Origin of the sequence: Kitasatospora sp. NPDC094015, from assembly GCF_040304075.1 — a bacterium.
Classification (GTDB): domain Bacteria; phylum Actinomycetota; class Actinomycetes; order Streptomycetales; family Streptomycetaceae; genus Kitasatospora.
In genome coordinates, this window is record NZ_JBEOUL010000004.1 from 165,604 (window position 1) to 182,681 (window position 17,078).

Below are 17,078 nucleotides of genomic sequence, written 5' to 3' on the forward strand. Positions count from 1 at the left end.
GGCGGCGGGCCCGGGGCCCGGGAGTGCGGTCGGTTCAGTCGTTCAGGGCCATGCTGAGACCCCAGGACACGATGCTGATGATCAGCGCGCCGCCGAGCGCCGGCCAGAACCCCTCGACGTGGAAGCTCAGGTCGAGCTTGTCCGAGGCCCACGACGTCAGCCAGAGCATCAGGGCGTTGATCACGAAGGTGATCAACCCCAGGGTCAGGATGAACAGCGGCAGCGAGAGCAGCTTCACCAGCGGCTTGATCAGGAAGTTCACCACACCGAAGATCAGGGCCACCACGATCACCGTGACCGTCTTGTGCCACCAGTCCTGACCGGACAGCACGATGCCGCCCACGATCCAGGCCGCCGCCCAGATGGCCACCGCGTTGATGAGGGTTTTGATCACGAAACTCTTCATGACTCGCGATGGTGACAGGCCGCCGCGCTGCTGGGAAGCTCCGGCCGGAGCAGGTGTCCCCCGGTGCCCGGCCACGCGGGAGCCACAACGGTGCTGTTCTCCCCGCCCGAGGACCGAACCGGCCGGAGCCGTCCCGACCGCGGCCGGTAGGGTCTGCCGGTGGAACAACCGAACACCGCGGGAGCCCGTAGCAACGGGCTGAGAGGGCGCTGACGGCCGCCGGCCGCAGCTGCGCCGACCGCCAGAACCTGGCCGTGGCCGCGGCGTTCCGCGGCCCGGGTCGGGGAGGGAGACAGCACGTGGCACTGACCGACGAGCTCTGGACGGCCATCGAGCCGATCTACGCGGAGATCCTCGACCACCCCTTCATCGGCGGCCTCACCGACGGCACCCTGCCGCGCGAGGCCTTCCGGCACTTCGTCGTCCAGGACTCGCACTACCTGCGGGACTACGCCCGGGCACTGGCGGTGTGCGCCGCCAAGGCCCCGTCGGAGGAGGACGTCCAGGCCTTCGCCGACGACGCGGTCGGCGCGATCGCGGCCGAGCAGGGCATGCACACCGAGTTCCTGACCGCCTTCGGCGAGAGCGCCGAGCAGGCCGCGGCCGAGCCGGTGCTGCCCACCACCCGCGCCTACACCAGCTACCTGCTGGCCACCGTGTACGGCGGGTCCTTCGCCGAGGCCGTCGCGGCGGTGCTGCCCTGCTACTGGATCTACGCCCGGGTCGGCGAGCAGCTGCTGGCCCGGTCCTCCCCGGAGCCGCTGTACGCCAAGTGGATCGCCACGTACGGCGACGAGGCCTTCCAGGCGGTGGTCCGCCGGGTGCTGGCGCTGACCGACCGGCTCGGCGAGGAGATCTCACCCGCCGAACGCCGGCGGATGGTCGAGCACTTCACCACCACCTCGCGCTACGAGTGGATGTTCTGGGACGCCGCCTGGCGCGGCGAACGCTGGCCGGTCTGACCACCGACCCCGAGGAGGACGGCTCCGACCTGCGCCGATCCCCTCACCCTCGCGCCGGGAACGGGGTGCACCGCCAACCCGTCCAAGGGTCTCCCCCAGCCCGTGGCTCGGGGTGATCTCCGGGTTCTCTCCGGGGCAGCAGCCCTCGTTCCACCGGTTGCGGCCGCCTACGATCGAAGTATCGAAAGCTGACCGGGAAGAGCGGCGGACACACCGACGCCGAGCCCGAGGGGAGAGAAGGAACAGACATGGCCGAGCTCTGGAAGTCGCTGCCCTCGTGGGTGCGCAACATCGTCGTCCCGATCCTGGTGCTGGTGCTGGCCTGGAACCTGATCTGGTTCGTGGTCGGCGTGGTCGGCACCCTGATCGCGCTGCTGCTCAAGGCGCTGGTGCTGGTGGGCGTCGCCGCCGCCGTGGTGATCCTGGTCAAGAAGGCCGCCAAGAGCTGACCCGCCGCTCGGCGCCCGCACCCCCTCACGGGGTGCGGGCGCCGACTGCTGCCAGGTGCTCGTCGAGCCCGTACCGCGCCACCCACCCCTGCGCCCGCGCCCGGCCGGTGTCCAGCACCACGCTGCGGGCCAGCTGGTCCAGCGCGTACGGGGTCAGCTCCGCGCCGCGCGCCCGCCGGGCCAGCGCCAGCGGCACCCGGACGATCCGGGCCCGCACCCCGTACGCCCCGAGCACCCGGCGCAGCACCTCGTCCCGCCGGTACGGCCGCGCGTCCGCGATGTTGTACGCCCCGGGCGGCCAGCCGGGCGCCGCCAGGCAGGCGTCGGCCAGGTTCTCCACCGCCGTCAGGCTGAGCTCCACGTCCCGGCCCGGCAGCAGCAGCACGCCCCCGCGGACCCGGGCCAGCAGCCGCGGCACCAGGTGCGGATCCCCCGGCCCGTACACCGCGCGCGGCCGCAGCACCACCGCCCCGGCCGCCAGGGCCAGTTGCTCGCCGAGCGCCTTGCTGCGCCCGTAGCCGTTCAGGTGGCCGGCTCCGGTCGGATGGTCCTCCCGGATCGCGGGCCGCCCCGGCCGGGCGGCGCCGGGCCGCGGGTCGTACACGCTGGCGCTGCTCACCCACACCACCGGCCGGTCGCCGGCCGCGGCCAGCAGCCGGGCGGTGCCGTCCACGTTCACCGCGTACTGCTCGGCCTCCGCGGGGGAGCCGGCCGGGTGGTCGCCGACCGCCGCCGCGCAGTGCAGCACCAGGTCGGCGGCGCCGAGTTCGGGCTCCGACCGGGCGGCGTCCCAGGGCAGGTGGCGGCCGACCGGGCCGGGGCGCCGTCCGACGCACAGCACCTGCGCCCCGCTCGCGGCGGCGGCCCTGGCCACGTACCCGCCGCAGAAGCCGCTCGCGCCGGTGACGGCGATCCGCAGCATCCCCTCACCCCCGCCCGACCAGCAGCGCCGCGTACCCGGGCAGCGCCGACCGGCGGTCCACCCGGGCCCGCAGCACCCGCGGGCGGTGCGGGGCCAGCGCCGTCAGGAAGTCCGCGAGCTGCGCGCGGGCCAGCGCCGCCCCCGGGCAGGCGTGCGGGCCGGCGCCGAACACCGCCTGCGCGGCGCCGGCCGCGGGCCGGGGCAGCGCGCGGTGCGCCTGCGCGGCGTGCCGGGCCACCAGTACCAGCCGGTCACCGCGCCGCACCGGGCAGCCGGCCACCGTCGCGTCGGTGGCGGCGACCCGCGGCAGGATCGGCGACGCGGCCGTCAACCGGAGCAGCTCGACGGCCAGTTCGGGGGAGACCTCACCCCACAGGCCCGCCCGGGCGCACCAGGCCGCGGCCCTGGGCAGGGCGGCCACGGTGGTGTTCACGGCGGCCACCGCGACCATCGCGTCGAGCGGATCGGGCAGCAGGGCGGTCAGCCGGGCGGCCGCCGCCGTGGCGTCCCGGCGCCGGGGCAGCAGGCTCGGCAGGTGCTCGCCGGCCGCCGCCGAGGCCGCCTCGGCGGCAGCCGTCGCCAGCGCCACCGGGTCGGCCGGCGAGCCGGTCAGCGCGGCCGCGGTGGCACCGGCGAGCTCCCGCACCACCGGCACCAGGTCCAGCCGGGCCGGGAGTTCGGCGAGCCGCCGCTCCAGCACCCGCTGCCACAGCGGGCGCAGCCGCTCCACCCCCGGACCGCTCAGCCGCTCCGCCAGCGCCCGGCGGGCCAGCCGGTGGGCGGCGCCCTCCTGGTCGAAGAGCAGCCCGCCCTCGGTCAGCCGCGCGGCGGCGCCACCGGTGGTGCGCTGCGCGGTCCGGTCCAGCGGCACCCGGGTCAGCACCTCCCGGTACGCCTGCGGGTCGTGCACCAGCACCGTGCCGCCGAGCCGGACCACCGGGCGGCTCCGGGTGGCGGCCAGCAGCGCGAACAGGACGGGGTGGCTGCCCAGGTACACCCGCCGGTCCAGCCGGCGGGCCGCCCGCGCGCCGCCGGCGCTGTGCCTCGGCTCCTCGACCCCGCTCATCGGCTCCTCGACCCCGCTCACCGGCCGCTCAACTCCCGGGCGCACAGCCGCGCGGCGGCCGCCCGGTCGGGCTTGCGGGAGCGCCCGGCCAGCGGCACCTCGGCGAACAGCAGAGCGTCCGGCCGGGCACTGCCCATCCGCTCCAGCGGGCCCTGCAGGTCGCTGCGCAGCCGGCGGTGGTCGGCGCCCGGGCGCGGCTGGACCAGCGCGACCAGCCGCTCGTCGCCGTCCCCGGCCGGGACGCCGACCAGCACCGCGAGGTCCACCTCCGGCAGGTGCAGCGCCGGCTCGTACAGGCTCGGGTAGATGTTCTCGGCCCGGCGCAGCACCATGTCCTTGCACCGGCCGGCCAGCACGATCCGCCCGTCGGCGGTGAGCCGGGCCCGGTCGCCGGTGCGGACCCAGGGGTCGGGCCGCTGGCCGAGGTAGCGGTCGCGGGCGGCGGGGCCGGCGAGCAGCAGCTCGCCGTCGCCGGTGAGCCGGGTGCGCACGCCCGGCAGCGGGTGGCCGAGCAGGTCGCCGCCCGCGTCGAAGCCGGCCTTCTCGGACTCCTCCACGGCCGCCGCCGGGAACAGCTCGGTGAGCGCGTACACGCCCCACGCCTCCCGGGCGCCCGCCCGCTTGACCCGGGCGAGCAGTTCGGCCGTGGCGGGGGCGGAACCGGTCCAGACCCGGCCGGTGAACGAGCGCACCTCGCGCAGCTGCGGCGGCGTCAGGTAGGTCTCGTCCGGGCGCAGCCGGGCCACCTGGCGGCCGAGCACCCGGGCCGAGCGGGCCGGCAGCGCGACCGAGGAGCCGGCGGCCAGTGCGGGCACCAGCACGAAGAAGGTGCCGCCCAGCACCGCCGCGCCGGCCTGCGGACGGACCAGCGCGTCCACCGCGCGCAGCCCGGCGGCCAGTCCGGCGCGGGTGTGCACCACGGCGCGCGGGGCGCTGGTGGTGCCGGAGGTGAAGACGATCACGGCGTCGCCGTCGCCCTCGTAGCGCGGCGGGGGCGTGCCGCCGCCCGCGCGGCCCGACCCGGTCAGCGCGGGGGCACAGCCCGGGTGGCGCGGGCCGACGGTGGCGACCGGGCCGAGCTCGGCCAGCGGCGGCAGCGCCAGCCGGGCCCGGCTGGCCAGCGGCCGGGCCCAGCCCGCCACCGCCTGGGCGGCCGCGTCGGCCAGCACCAGCGCGGGGCGGGCCAGCGCCAGCCGCGCCAGCAGCACGTCCGGCCCGGCGGCCGGGTCGAGCACGGCGGCCCGCAGGCCGAGCCGGTGGGCGGCCAGCAGCACGGCGATCGCCCGCGGACCGGGCCGCACCGCCACCCCCAGGGTGTCGCCGGGCCGCAGGCCGTACCGGTGGTGCAGCGCCGTGGCGTACTGCCGGGCGAGGTCGGCGAGTTCGCCGCAGCGGGCCCGGACGGTGACCGCGCCGCTGCGGGTGCAGCCGAGCACGGCGGGGCGGTCGGCGCCCTCGCGCAGGGTGCGTTCGAGTTGCTCCAGCACGGCCGTGCCTCCTCAGCGGGGGTCGACGCCGCGCGCGCCGGCGCCGCGTTCCAGGTACCAGCGGGCGGTGCCGAGCACGCCATAGGCGCGGATCCGGCGGGTGGAGTTCTGCACCACCATGTCGCGGCGGTGCACGATCGCGGTGCTGCGCCGGCGGACCAGGTTGATGAACGCCCGGTCGGTGGGCGAGGGCCGGCGCGGCATGCCGCCGACGGCCCGGTACAGCTCGGCGGTGATCGCCATGTTGTTGCCCGCGTGCATCCGGTACGGCACCAGGTAGCCGTGCCGGCGGTGGTGCGCGGGCCGGATCCGGCCGAACGCGGCGCCCAGCGTGACCAGCACCCGGAAGAGCGCGCGGCCGGCCGGGCCGTGCTCGTCCCGGCGGGCCGTGAGGTGCCCGCAGACCAGTCCGCCGCAGGCCAGCAGCCCGGCCCGGGCGGCGGCCGTCCAGCCGGCCTCGGGCAGACAGTCCGCGTCGGTCCGGGCGAGCAGGGTGGCACCGTGCGCGATGGCGTGCCGGAAGCCGCTGTCGACCGCGCAGCCGACCCCCTTCTCGGGCTCCACCAGCACCCGGACCGGGAACGGCGCCCGCGCGGCGAACTCCTCGACCAGACCGACCGTGCCGTCCGCCGAACCGTTGTCGACCACCAGCAGGGTGAACTCCTGGTCCCGCTGGGCCGCGAGGGCCCGCAGCACACCGCCGATCCGGGCCTCCTCCTGGTACGCCGGGACCACCACCCACAGCGCGGTCACGAGACCTCCCACACCATGGTCATCAGACTCACGCCGCCGCCCAGGCCCACCATCAGCACCCGGTCGCCGGTGCGCAACTCGCTTCTGATCCGCTCCAGTTGGACGCCGATGGTGGCGCTCGCCAGGTTGCCGAGCGAGTCCACCGTGACCACCAGCTTCTCGGCCGGCACGCCGGTCAGCTCCACGAACCGCTCCAGGTACGGCAGGGTCACCTGGTGCACCAGGACCCGGGCGTAGGCGTCCCAGCCGAGGCCGGTGCGGGCCGCCACCCGGCCCAGGATGGCGCCGCCGATCCGTTCGAAGACGCCGCGCAACTCCTTGCCGCCGCCCCGGAAGTAGCTGTACTCGTCGCCGCGCGGGTGGCGCGATCCGCCGCCCGGGATGCCGCCCACCGCCCAGTGCTCGGAGGCGGTCTCGGTCTCCACGTCCAGGATGCCGCCGCGCTCGACCGCCTCCACCACCACGGCCGCGCCCGCGTCCCCGAAGGTGTAGCCGGCGAAGCCCGCCCGGAACTCGGCGAGCCCGCCCGGGTCGCGCCGCATCGCCCGGCTGGGCGTCTCGCCGGTGACCACCAGCGCCCGCCGGGCCCGGCCGGCCAGGATCATCGCGCGGGCGGTGTCGATCCCGTTGAGGAAGCTGTTGCAGGCGTTGGAGAGGTCGAACGCGTGGGCCCGGGAGCCGAGTTCGGCCTGCACCAGGTGGGCGGTGGCCGGCTCGCAGACGTCCCTGGTGGCCGAGGCGAACACCAGCAGGTCGAGGTCGAGCGGGTCGAGCCCGGCCCCGTCCAGGGCCTGCCGGGCCGCGCCCAGCGCGAGGGTGGAGGCGTACTCGCCGTCGGCGGCGAAGTGCCGGGTGCGGATCCCGGTGGCCTTCTCGAACATCCCGTCGGGCAGTCGCAGGCCGGTGCCGCCCGCCACCTCGTCCTGGAGCTGCTGGGAGGTCAGCACCCGCGCCGGCAGGCAGGCGCCCACCGAGGTGATGCCGACCCGCGGTATCTGGAGGTCCATGACGGCCATCCTGGCTGCTCGCGGCGGGGCCGGACCTGAGTACCCGTACTCATCAGTGACGGGCCGCCGGCCCCGGCCATGACATCCGTCATGCGCTTTCCCACACCGCCGACACTGACGCAGCACCCGTGCCCGGAAAGAAGATTGGGACATCGCAGAGAGCGAGTCGGACGGACCAGGAGTGGGACCATGGCAACCATCACCACCAGCGCGAAGACCGAGCAGAACACCTCCGGGGCGCTCGCCGCTCTGCGGCCGCTGGCCGTGGACGTGGCCGTGCCGCTCGCCGCCTACTACGCGGCCCACTCGCTGTGCGGCATGGGACTGGTCGCCTCGCTCACCGTCAGCAGCGCCGTGCCGGCCGTGCGGACCGTGGCCGCCCTGGTGCGGGACCGCTCGGTCAACACGCTCGCCCTGGTGATGCTGGTGGTGAACGTGGCGGGCATCCTCCTCTCCTCGGTATCCGGCGACCCGCGGCTGATGATCGCCAAGGACGGTGCGCTGAGCTCCGTGATCGGCGGCTCGATGATCGTGACCGCGCTGCTCGGCCGGCCGCTGATGAGCGCCGGCATGCGGCCCTTCATCGTCAAGGGCGACGCCGCCCGCTCCGCCGCCTGGGACCGGCTGGCGGCGGGCTCGGTGCCCGGCTCGGCGGTCTTCCGCCGCAACGAGCGGGCCTTCTCGCTGGTCTGGGGCACCGTGCTGGTCGCCGAGTGCGTGGCCAAGGTGATCGCCGCCTACGCCCTGCCGGTGGAGACCATGGTGTGGCTCGGCACCGTGATGCTGGTCGGCGCGATCGGCCTGGGCGTCCTGATCGGCAACGTGTTCGCCGGCCGGGTCGCCGAGCAGGTCATCGCCGAGGCCGGCGAGGCTGCCGAGCTGGTCTGACCGGCCCCCCTGGCCCCCCGGTCGGGCAGGCCATCGGGGGCCGGCCGGGGAAGCGGACGCCCGCCCGTCGCACTGCGACGGGCGGGCGTCCGGCGTTCTGCCCCGGCGTGCGGGGCGCCGGCTCAGGAGCCGTCCTGCACCGGGATCGGCAGGCTCGCCGCCTTCTCCTTGGCCGGCTTCGCCCCGGCCCCCTGCTCCCGGGCCGGCCCCGCCTCGGCCGAGGTGCTCATCGCACCCAGCAGCTGCCGGGCCAGGCCCAGGCCGGTGCCGCCCATGGTCAGCGCCTTGGCGAACATGTCGGACATCCCGTCCGCGCCGTTCAGCAGCACCATGTGCTCGACGTTGCCGAAGGCCTCCGCACCGGCCCGGACGATCTCCGGCCAGTTCTCCGCCAGCTGCTGGGCGACCACGGCCTCCTGGTTCTCCGCGAGGGCCGCCGCCCGGGCCTTGATCGCCTCGGCCTCGGCCAGACCGAGCGCCTTCGCCGCCTCGGCCTGCGCCAGACCGCGGGCCTCCGCCGACGCCGCCTCCGCCAGACCGGTCGCCTTGGTGGCCTCGGCCGCGGCCAGGCCGCGCGCCCTGGTCGCCTCCGCCTCCGCGGTGGCCGCCACCTTCACCCGGTTCGCCTCGGCCCCCGCCTTCAGCTCGGTCTCGCGGGCCAGCGCCTCGGCCGCGGAGATCCGCGCGTCGCGGTCGGCCTCGGCCTTCGTCCGGGTCTCGTACGCGCGGGCGTCGGCCGGCTTGCGGACGTCCGCCTGGAGCTGCTGCTCCTTGCGGTGCGCCTCCAGCTCGGCGACCTTGGTCTCCTGGACCACCACCTCCTGGCGGGCGGCCGCCTGGGCGAGCGGTCCGGCCTGCATCGCCCGGGCCGTCGCCGTCTCCATCTCGGCCTGGTAACCGGCCTGCTGGATACCGGAGTTGCGGGTGGCCTCGGCCTTACGGGCGAACGCCTCCTGCTCCGCCTCGGTGGCCCGCCGGTCGGCCTCGGCAGCCGCGATCCGGGCGTCGCGCTGGACGGCGGCCGCGTGCGGCGCCGCCAGGTTGGTGATGTAGCCGGTCGGGTCCAGGATCTCCTGGATCTGCAGCGAGTCGATGATCAGGCCGAGCTTCTCCATCTCCGCGCCGGACGCCGCCCGGGTCTCCCCGGTCAGCCGCTCCCGGTCCCGGATCATGTCCTCGACCGTCAGCCCGCCGACGATCGACCGCAGGTGGCCGGCGAACACGTTGTGCACCCGCAGACCCATCATCTTCTGCTGGTCCAGGAAGCGGCGCGCGGCGTTGGCGATCGACACCGTGTCGTCGCCCACCTTGAAGATCACCACGCCCTTGACGTGCACCGGGATGCCCTGCGAGGTGACGCACTCGACGTCGAGCTCGGCCTCGTTCAGGTCCAGCGACAGCTTGCGGACCACCTGCACGCCCGGCACCACGAAGGTGCCGCGGCCGGTGACGATCCGGAAGCCCAGGCCGTCGGCGAGGCCCTCGGTGCGGTGCGTCGAGCCCGAGATGACCAGCGCCTCGTTCGGCTCCGCCACCCGCCACATGAGTTTGAAGAGCACGACCAGGACGACGATGGAGGCCGCCACGGCCCCCGCGATGCCGATGAGCATCGGCTTTCCCCCTTCGAAGCGCACCGGTTCCGTGGCTGCGCTCGGTTGTGCAGGATGGCGCGGAACGCGGTGGCAGCAGCCGATTCTTCGCCTGCCGTGATCCGTTGGGAAGGGGCGGGCGTTCTGATTGCGCATCAGGGGCGTCAAGATTGCGTCAAGACCCGGGCGCCCCCGGGGTGGTCAGCCGAACGCGGGCGCCACGTACACGGTGCGCGGCGGCTGGTAGTCCAGCACCACCACCGGCGTCCCCGGCGCCAGCGGCTCACCGGGCACCGCCAGGTACGCCAGGAACGCCTCCGACCCCTGACGCTGCGGCACGTGCAGCATCACCTCGCCGACCAGACCGGCCCCGACCCTGCCCGTCACCCGCCCCGTCAGTCCCACCATCCGGCCAGTGTGCCACCGCGTCCGCTGTCCGGAACCCGTCTGGACCTCGACGGATCGGCCCGCTACGGTGATGGACGTCTGACGCAGGCACCTCATGCCTGCGCACAACGGGAGCTCGGAGCACCGGGCTGAGAGGGCGCTGACCGGTACGTCACAGGACGTGCCAGCCGCTGCGCCGACCGCAGGAACCTGGACCGGGTAATGCCGGCGTAGGGAGTAGAAGGTCTGATGACCGTCTTTGATGCACAGCAGAAGTCTGCCCACCCGGCGGCCGCCCCGGTCAGCAGCGCGGCCACCGGCTACCCGACCCCGGCCTGGCACAAGGCCTACCTGGAGGGGTCCCGCCCCGACCTGCGGGTGCCCTACCGCGAGGTGCACCTCACCAACGGCCGGACCGTGCCGCTGTACGACACCTCCGGGCCGTACACCGACCCCGCGTACGCGCCCGACGTCCGGCGCGGCCTGCCCGCCCTGCGCGACCCGTGGATCCGCCAGCGCGGCGACGTCGAGGAGTACGACGGCCGGGAGGCCCGGCCCGAGGACGACGGGATCAAGCACACCTCGCCGCGCGGCGGCAACCTGCGCAACCTCGACGCGGTCTTCCCCGGCCGGCCGCGCCGCCCGCTGCGCGGCCGGGCCGGCGCGTCGGTGACCCAACTCGGCTACGCCAAGCGGGGTCTGATCACCCCGGAGATGGAGTTCATCGCGCTGCGCGAGGGGCTGGACCCGGAGTACGTCCGGGCAGAGGTGGCCCGTGGCCGGGCCGTCATCCCGGTCAACGTGAACCACCCCGAGGTGGAGCCGGCCATCATCGGCACCAACTTCCTGGTGAAGATCAACGCCAATATCGGGAACTCCGCCGTCACCTCCTCGATCGAGGAGGAGGTGGAGAAGATGACCTGGGCCACCCGCTGGGGCGCCGACACCGTGATGGACCTCTCCACCGGCCGCAACATCCACACCACCCGCGAGTGGATCCTGCGCAACTCCCCCGTGCCGATCGGCACCGTCCCGCTCTACCAGGCGCTGGAGAAGGTGGACGGCAAGGCGGAGGAGCTGAGCTGGGAGGTCTACCGGGACACCGTCGTCGAGCAGTGCGAGCAGGGCGTCGACTACATGACGGTGCACGCCGGGGTACTGCTGCGGTACGTCCCGCTGACCGCCGGCCGCAAGACCGGCATCGTCTCGCGCGGCGGCTCGATCATGGCGGCCTGGTGCCTGGCGCACCACCAGGAGAACTTCCTGTACACCCACTTCGAGGAGCTCTGCGACATCCTCGCGGCCTACGACGTCACCTTCTCGCTCGGTGACGGCCTGCGGCCCGGCTCCATCGCGGACGCCAACGACGACGCCCAGTTCTCCGAGCTGCAGACGCTCGGCGAGCTCGGCCGGATCGCCCGGTCCAAGGACGTCCAGGTGATGATCGAGGGCCCCGGGCACGTCCCGATGAACAAGATCCGCGAGAACATGGACCTCCAGCAGGAGATCTGCGACGAGGCCCCGTTCTACACGCTCGGCCCGCTCACCACCGACGTGGCGCCCGGCTACGACCACATCACCTCCGGCATCGGCGCGGCGATGATCGCCTGGTGGGGCACCGCGATGCTCTGCTACGTCACCCCCAAGGAACACCTCGGGCTGCCCAACCGGGACGACGTGAAGACCGGCGTCATCACCTACAAGATCGCCGCCCACGCCGCGGACCTGGCCAAGGGCCACCCGGGCGCCCAGGAGTGGGACGACGCGCTCTCGGACGCCCGCTTCGAGTTCCGCTGGGAGGACCAGTTCAACCTGGCCCTCGACCCGGAGACGGCCCGCGCCTTCCACGACGAGACCCTCCCGGCGGAACCGGCCAAGACCGCGCACTTCTGCTCCATGTGCGGCCCCAAGTTCTGCTCGATGAAGATCTCCCAGCAGATCCGCGCCGAACACGGTGGGGGCTCCACCGCGGTCGGCGCCACCGGCGGGACCGGCTACGGCACCGAGGCGCTGGCCGGCATGCAGGCCAAGTCCGAGGAGTTCGCGGCCAACGGCAACCGGGTCTACCTCCCGCTCGCCGACTGACCGCCGCCCCGTAGGACGGGAGCGCCGCACCGGGAGGCAGGAGGGGGCTTCCCGGCGCGGCGCTCCGGTTGCAGGCGAAGGAACGACCCGGCGGGTCGGCGTGGGCGGCCGGTGGCCGCCTACTCGCGCCAGGAGTCGAGTGAGACGCTTGGGCCGTCCTGGAGGTAGCTGAGAAGGGCTGCTCCCGTGGTGGACACGAATTCCCGGGGAATGGCGTCGGTGCTCACCCATGAGACCTCGGAGTGCTTCTCGGGTTCCCCGTTGCTGAGGCTGCCCGACCACTCATGCGCGGCGAACACCACCGTCAGGAAGCCGTTGGGAGCTTCGACTCCTCGGGCGCCGTGGATGACGTGCACCAAGCGCAGGTCATCGGGCTTCACGACGAGTCCGGTTTCCTCCTTGAGCTCGCGCACGGCGGTCCGGGTGATGGGTTCGCCGGGTTCGTTCTTGCCGACGGGTAGGTCCCACATGCCCTGGGCGAACTTGGCCTTGGGCCCGCGTCGCAGGAGCGCCACCCGCCGCGTCTCGCGGTCATGGACGATCACGGCGGCAACCAGCAGCGTCATCGACTCCGTGGCGGGCTTGAGCGCGGTGCACTGGTCGGCGGTTGTCTGGTCCACGTACTTCGGTCCCTTCGGGCGTGTGCGGCTGTCAGGTCAGTGCCTCACGTGCGTGGCGTTCCAGGTCTGTGGACACGGCTCGATCGGCTCGGGCTTGCGTTGCAAGGCTGTCCCCCAGGTCGGCGTCAGCGCGTTCCGGCGGTGCCGGGGCTGGTCGGGGATCAGCCGGTAGCGTGAGGGCGGCTCGCGGTCCGGACCTTGGGAGGACAGATGAACCCCGACCATCTCGCGTTGATCGAGGAATTCCGGAGGGTCGCTCCGTCCAATTTCAAGATTGAGTTCTCGGGTGACGTCATCATCATGCAGGCGTCGCCCTCGGCCATCCACGAGCGGAACCTCGCCGTCGTCCGTCGCCAGTTCGAGGCCCACGCCCCTGCCCCGTTCGGCTTCACGCTCGACACCACCGTGCTGCTCCCGTACTGAGGAAGCCGGCCGGTCGAGCTTCGGGGAGGGCGACCGGAACGGGCAGGGAATGTCGGGTCGGGTGGGGTGGGGGGCTTCTACGGTTGGGGATCGCAAGGGAAGGAGGCCGGGGTGCTGGATCGGCTGAACCAGGTCATGGAGCACATCGAGACGCACCTCGACCGGCGGCTGGAGGGGCCCGAGCTGGCCCGGATCGCGTTGACGTCCGAGTTCCACCTGCGGCGGATGTTCTCCGCGCTGGCCGGGTTGCCGCTGTCGGAGTACATCCGGCGCCGGCGGCTCACGGTGGCGGGGGCGGAGGTCCTCGCGGGCGGGCGGACGCTGCTGGAGGTCGCGGTCCGGTACGGCTACGGGTCGGCCGAGGCGTTCGCGCGGGCGTTCCGGGCGATGCACGGGGTCGGCCCCGGCGAGGCCCGGCGGACGGGTGCGGCGCTGCAGTCCCAGCCCCGGATGTCCTTCCGCCTCATCGTCGAAGGGAGCACCACCATGGAGTACCGGATCGTGGAGAAGGACGCGTTCCGCGTCGTCGGCCGGTCGGCCCGGGTCCCGCTGATCCACGAGGGCGCCAACCCGCACATCGCCGAGCTGATCAGGTCGATCCCGCCCGGCACGGTGCAGCGCATCGCGGAGCTGTCGGACCAGGAGCCCGAGGGCATCGTCTCGGCGGTCGTGCACCACTCCGACAGCCGGGAGGAGGGTGTCGAGCTGGACTACTTCCACGCCGTGGTGACCGGCGCGGACGCCCCCGAGGACCTCGACGTGCTGACCGTCCCGGCCGGCACCTGGGCGGTCTTCGAGAACACCGGCCCCTACCCGCTGGCCCTGCAGTACCTGTGGCGGGACGTCTTCACCGAGTGGTTCCCCTCCAACCCGTACGCCAGCCGGCCGGGCCCCGAGATCCTGCGGACCTCTCCGACGCCCGACTGGTCGGAGGCGACCAGCCAGCTGTGGATCCCGGTGGAGCGCACCGTCACCTGAGCCGCCCGCCGTACCGCCGCGCACGGCGGTGGTCGGTCATCGGTCGGCGGGTGCGGACGGCGTGGCGGTGGCACGATGGGAGACGCCCACCGAGCTCGGAGGTTGTGGATGTTCGAAGCGACAGACATCCGGGAGTGGCGCGGCCACGACGTGGTCGACGCCGACGGCCACAAGATCGGCACGCTGGAGGCGGTGTACGTCGACACCGCGACCGATCTGCCCTCGTTCGCCACCGTCACGGTCGGGCTGCCGACCCGGCGCCGCCTGGTGTTCGTCCCGCTCGACGGGGCGGCGGTCGGGCCGGGCTACCTGAAGGTCACCCGGCCGAAGGGGCAGGTGAAGAACGCGCCGTCGATCGACACCGACGGCGAGCTGCCGGCCGAGGACGAGCCGGCCGTCTTCGCCCACTACGAGCTGGAGTACGTGCAGGGCGAGAGCGGTGAGCGCCGCCTGGGCCGCAGGTGAGCCCCGCATGTGAGCCCCCACTGAGCCCCAGCTGCTGAGCCCCCGCCCGGCCCGGCTCAGACCTCGTCCGGGCCGGTGAAGTCCGGGGAGGTGTAGCCCGGCCCGGTGAACTCGGCCGACCGCGGGGCGCGGCCCTCCGGGTCGGTGACCCCTTCGACGCCGGGGCTGGTGAAGCTCGGGCTGGAGTAGCGGGCGCTGCTGTAGCCGGGGCTGAGCAGCTCGGGCGGGGTCGGTCGGCCGCCCGGCTGCGGGGAGAGGGCGGGTTCGGAGTCGAGGTTGGCGAGCAGGTAGGGGATCAGGGCGCGCTCGCGCAGGGCGGTGTGCCAGGCGCGGCGGGCCTCGGCCAGATCGGCGTGCAGGTGAGGGTCCTGGCCCGCGGGGGTGGCGGAGCCGTCCCGGCGGGCGGTCAGCAGCATGCCGACGGCGCCGATCAGCAGCGCGGCCAGCGCCACCACGACGGCGACCCAGCCGGCGGTGACCAGGCTGTGCCCGAGGGCGAGGTCGGGTTGGGCGGCCTGCACCGAGTAGCCGATCAGCAGCAGGACGGCGCCGCCGACCCCGGCGAGGACCGGGGTGAGGGTGGTGAGCACCGGGAACAGCCCGGCGTCCTCCACCGCGGAGGACCGGTCCGCCGCCCGGCCGGGGACGGGTGCCGCGCCGCCGAGGGCGGTGCGCAGGTCGACGTAGTGCTGGTACTCGGTGGCCGTCGCGGCGGCGATCTCGGACGCGGCGAGCACGGCCTTGGTGTGCAGTTGCTCGGCGTTGAGGTGCGGGCCGGTCGAGCGCAGTGCTGCTAGGACGGATGTGTCGCGCAGTGCTTCGTCGAGGACCCGGAGGAAGTCCGGGCGGTCCTCGGCGAGCAGGTGCGGGGCGTTGCTCATGGGTACCCCGTTCCGCTGGAGTCACGGAGGTCGATGGTCCACGCGCGCCTGCCGCGGCGGGCCGCCCGGGCCGCGTGGCCGGTGGTGGCGGTCGGCCGCGGGGCCGCGCGTGGTGCCTCGATGGTAGGGGGCGGCCCGGCGCGGCTGACAGTAGGTTTCCGGATTTTCAGTACCGTCAGCAGCAGCGCAGCGCCGGGCAGTTGTTCAGGACCGGGCCGCCGGGCCGATCCCCCGTCAGTTCAGCGGCAGCCGGGCGACCAGCAGCCGGCCCTCCATGGTGACCCCGCCGTCCATCGCGATGGCCAGCTCGTCGGCGTAGATGTACGGGCCCGGCACGTGCGGCGGCGCGTCGTCCGCCTGGTCGACCCCGGTCAGGTACGGGATCGGGCTGTGCCCGTGGACCACCCGGTAGCCGCCGTAGGCGTCCAGCAGCTCGTGCACCGCCGGCGGACCGGCCTGGCCGCGGAAGGCGAAGCGCTTGGTGAACTTGCGGAAGCAGTCCCACCACTCGTCGATGCCCTCGTCCGCCAGCACCACGTGGACCGCGTCGTTGACCTCGGCGATCGACTGCCCGTACTCCAGGTACGCGGTGGTGTCCGAGTGCAGCAGCAGGTGGCCGTCCTCGATGGCGATCGCGGGCAGCCGGGAGAGCCAGCTGACGTGGTGCTGCTCCAGGCGGTCGAGGTCGTGCTGCTGGCCGCCGTTGAGCCGCCAGGCGGCGAGGAAGGAGGCGGTGCCGGCGGTGGACTGCACGGGCTCGTCGCCGTACCGGGCGGCGCCCAGGAACAGCAGCTCGTGGTTGCCCATCAGGGCGCGGCAGTACCCGCCGGCGGCGGCGGCCTCGGCGGCCAGCTGCATCACCAGGTTGATCACGCCGATGCCGTCCGGGCCGCGGTCGGTGAAGTCGCCGAGGAACCAGACCCGGGAGCGGCCGGCCGACCAGTGGCCGTCGTCGTCGATCAGGCCCTGCTGGTGCAGTGCGGCCAGCAGCTCGTCCAGGTAGCCGTGCACGTCGCCGATCACGTACAGCGGGCCGGGGGCCTCGCCGGGCTCGGGCTGCGGGTAGGGGAAGTGCACCTCCACCGGCGGGTCCGGGATCGGGCCGAGCTCGATGGTGGGCGGGTCCTCGGGCTGCGGGTGCCCGGGCTGCGGGTGCTCGGCCGGCGCCGGCTCCCCGACCGGGTACTCGGCCTGCGGGTGGACGCCGGGGGCGCCCTCGCCCGCGGGGTACCCGGGCTGCGGGTGCCCGGCCACGGCGGTCTCGCCCGGGTGGTACTGGCGCAGGTAGTCGCCCTCGAAGTGGCCGGTCGGCGTGTAGTGGGCCGGGGCGTGGGGGGCCTCCTGGCCGACCGCGAGGTCCGCCGCCGAACCCGGTTGCGCCTGCGCGGGGTGACCGTGCGTCGGCCAGTGCTGCTCCAGGTAGCGGGCGCCGCCGAAGCCGGTGTAGGTCTGCTCGTACGGGTGGCCGGCCGGGGGGTCGGCGGGCTCGAAGTAGGAGCCGTACGGGAGCACGTCGAGGTCCTGCTGCGGGCGGGGGCCTGAGTCGGGCAGTTCAGGCCCGGGGAAGCGGTCCTCGGGTGTCATTCGCCCATCATAGGAAGACCACTCTCCCGGCGTCCTCACCTGGTCGGTATCCAATTCGTCGGAACGTCGTCCGGGCGGCCCCGACTGTCCGGTCCGCCCCCCTCTGTACTGGTCCAGACCACAGGG

General features: G+C 74.2%; 18 protein-coding genes. 7 read left to right on the forward strand and 11 right to left on the reverse strand.

Annotated elements, in window-relative coordinates; genetic code table 11:
- Positions 1 to 34: 34 nt before the first annotated feature.
- Positions 35 to 406, reverse strand: coding sequence for a phage holin family protein (locus ABT014_RS07010; protein ID WP_350637615.1), 372 nt, complete (start codon positions 404 to 406; stop codon positions 35 to 37).
- A gap of 299 nt (positions 407 to 705) precedes the next feature.
- Here ABT014_RS07010 and tenA point away from each other — a divergent pair, with 299 nt between their 5' ends.
- Both tenA and ABT014_RS07020 read left to right on the forward strand, forming a co-directional pair.
- The gene (gene tenA, locus ABT014_RS07015; protein ID WP_350637616.1) at positions 706 to 1,368 is read left to right on the forward strand and encodes a thiaminase II; all 663 of its coding nucleotides are present in this window, start codon (positions 706 to 708) and stop codon (positions 1,366 to 1,368) included.
- Between the two features lie 248 nt (positions 1,369 to 1,616).
- Positions 1,617 to 1,817, forward strand: coding sequence for a DUF5326 family protein (locus ABT014_RS07020; protein ID WP_350637617.1), 201 nt, complete (start codon positions 1,617 to 1,619; stop codon positions 1,815 to 1,817).
- A gap of 25 nt (positions 1,818 to 1,842) precedes the next feature.
- Here the strand turns inward: ABT014_RS07020 and ABT014_RS07025 are convergent, their stop codons facing one another.
- From ABT014_RS07025 to ABT014_RS07045, 5 genes are read right to left on the reverse strand one after another with little or no spacing between them, the layout of a single operon-like run.
- A complete protein-coding gene (locus tag ABT014_RS07025; RefSeq protein ID WP_350637618.1) occupies positions 1,843 to 2,739 on the reverse strand; it encodes an NAD-dependent epimerase/dehydratase family protein in 897 nt (298 codons plus the stop codon).
- Positions 2,740 to 2,743: 4 nt separating this feature from the next.
- Entirely contained in the window at positions 2,744 to 3,826 is a 1,083-nt protein-coding gene (locus ABT014_RS07030; RefSeq protein ID WP_350637619.1) for a cytochrome P450 family protein, read from the reverse strand.
- Positions 3,823 to 5,292 carry a class I adenylate-forming enzyme family protein gene (locus ABT014_RS07035; RefSeq protein WP_350637620.1) on the reverse strand — a complete coding sequence of 490 codons (1,470 nt, stop codon included), beginning with the start codon at positions 5,290 to 5,292 and terminating at the stop codon, positions 3,823 to 3,825. Before ABT014_RS07035 ends, ABT014_RS07030 begins: the two co-directional genes overlap by 4 nt.
- 12 nt (positions 5,293 to 5,304) lie before the next feature.
- Positions 5,305 to 6,045, reverse strand: coding sequence for a glycosyltransferase family A protein (locus ABT014_RS07040; protein WP_350637621.1), 741 nt, complete (start codon positions 6,043 to 6,045; stop codon positions 5,305 to 5,307).
- On the reverse strand, positions 6,042 to 7,052 hold the full coding sequence (locus tag ABT014_RS07045) for a 3-oxoacyl-ACP synthase III family protein (protein WP_350637622.1): 1,011 nt from the start codon (positions 7,050 to 7,052) through the stop codon (positions 6,042 to 6,044). The genes ABT014_RS07040 and ABT014_RS07045 overlap by 4 nt, the downstream gene beginning before the upstream one ends.
- A gap of 189 nt (positions 7,053 to 7,241) precedes the next feature.
- On the opposite strand from ABT014_RS07045, the gene ABT014_RS07050 reads away from it, so the two are divergent.
- Positions 7,242 to 7,940: a VC0807 family protein gene (locus tag ABT014_RS07050; RefSeq protein ID WP_350637623.1), complete on the forward strand. Its 699-nt coding sequence runs from the start codon at positions 7,242 to 7,244 to the stop codon at positions 7,938 to 7,940.
- Between the two features lie 122 nt (positions 7,941 to 8,062).
- On the opposite strand, the gene ABT014_RS07055 is transcribed toward ABT014_RS07050, so the two are convergent.
- Both ABT014_RS07055 and ABT014_RS07060 read right to left on the reverse strand, forming a co-directional pair.
- On the reverse strand, positions 8,063 to 9,550 hold the full coding sequence (locus ABT014_RS07055) for an SPFH domain-containing protein (protein WP_350637624.1): 1,488 nt from the start codon (positions 9,548 to 9,550) through the stop codon (positions 8,063 to 8,065).
- Positions 9,551 to 9,730: 180 nt separating this feature from the next.
- On the reverse strand, positions 9,731 to 9,937 hold the full coding sequence (locus ABT014_RS07060) for an NfeD C-terminal domain-containing protein (RefSeq protein ID WP_350637625.1): 207 nt from the start codon (positions 9,935 to 9,937) through the stop codon (positions 9,731 to 9,733).
- Between the two features lie 228 nt (positions 9,938 to 10,165).
- On the opposite strand from ABT014_RS07060, the gene thiC reads away from it, so the two are divergent.
- The gene (gene thiC / locus ABT014_RS07065; RefSeq protein WP_350637626.1) at positions 10,166 to 12,001 is read left to right on the forward strand and encodes a phosphomethylpyrimidine synthase ThiC; all 1,836 of its coding nucleotides are present in this window, start codon (positions 10,166 to 10,168) and stop codon (positions 11,999 to 12,001) included.
- Positions 12,002 to 12,120: 119 nt separating this feature from the next.
- Here the strand turns inward: thiC and ABT014_RS07070 are convergent, their stop codons facing one another.
- Positions 12,121 to 12,621: an NUDIX domain-containing protein gene (locus tag ABT014_RS07070; protein ID WP_350637627.1), complete on the reverse strand. Its 501-nt coding sequence runs from the start codon at positions 12,619 to 12,621 to the stop codon at positions 12,121 to 12,123.
- Between the two features lie 210 nt (positions 12,622 to 12,831).
- Here ABT014_RS07070 and ABT014_RS07075 point away from each other — a divergent pair, with 210 nt between their 5' ends.
- The 3 genes from ABT014_RS07075 (at position 12,832) to ABT014_RS07085 (ending at position 14,487) form a co-directional block, all read left to right on the forward strand.
- Positions 12,832 to 13,044 carry a hypothetical protein gene (locus ABT014_RS07075; protein ID WP_350637628.1) on the forward strand — a complete coding sequence of 71 codons (213 nt, stop codon included), beginning with the start codon at positions 12,832 to 12,834 and terminating at the stop codon, positions 13,042 to 13,044.
- A gap of 111 nt (positions 13,045 to 13,155) precedes the next feature.
- Positions 13,156 to 14,022 carry a GyrI-like domain-containing protein gene (locus tag ABT014_RS07080; protein ID WP_350637629.1) on the forward strand — a complete coding sequence of 289 codons (867 nt, stop codon included), beginning with the start codon at positions 13,156 to 13,158 and terminating at the stop codon, positions 14,020 to 14,022.
- 108 nt (positions 14,023 to 14,130) lie between these two features.
- Positions 14,131 to 14,487, forward strand: a complete 357-nt coding sequence (locus ABT014_RS07085) for a PRC-barrel domain-containing protein (protein WP_350637630.1) — start codon at positions 14,131 to 14,133, stop codon at positions 14,485 to 14,487.
- Between the two features lie 56 nt (positions 14,488 to 14,543).
- Here the strand turns inward: ABT014_RS07085 and ABT014_RS07090 are convergent, their stop codons facing one another.
- Both ABT014_RS07090 and ABT014_RS07095 read right to left on the reverse strand, forming a co-directional pair.
- The gene (locus ABT014_RS07090; RefSeq protein ID WP_350637631.1) at positions 14,544 to 15,368 is read right to left on the reverse strand and encodes a hypothetical protein; all 825 of its coding nucleotides are present in this window, start codon (positions 15,366 to 15,368) and stop codon (positions 14,544 to 14,546) included.
- Between the two features lie 234 nt (positions 15,369 to 15,602).
- Positions 15,603 to 16,952: a metallophosphoesterase gene (locus ABT014_RS07095; RefSeq protein ID WP_350637632.1), complete on the reverse strand. Its 1,350-nt coding sequence runs from the start codon at positions 16,950 to 16,952 to the stop codon at positions 15,603 to 15,605.
- Between the last annotated feature and the right edge of the window lie 126 nt (positions 16,953 to 17,078).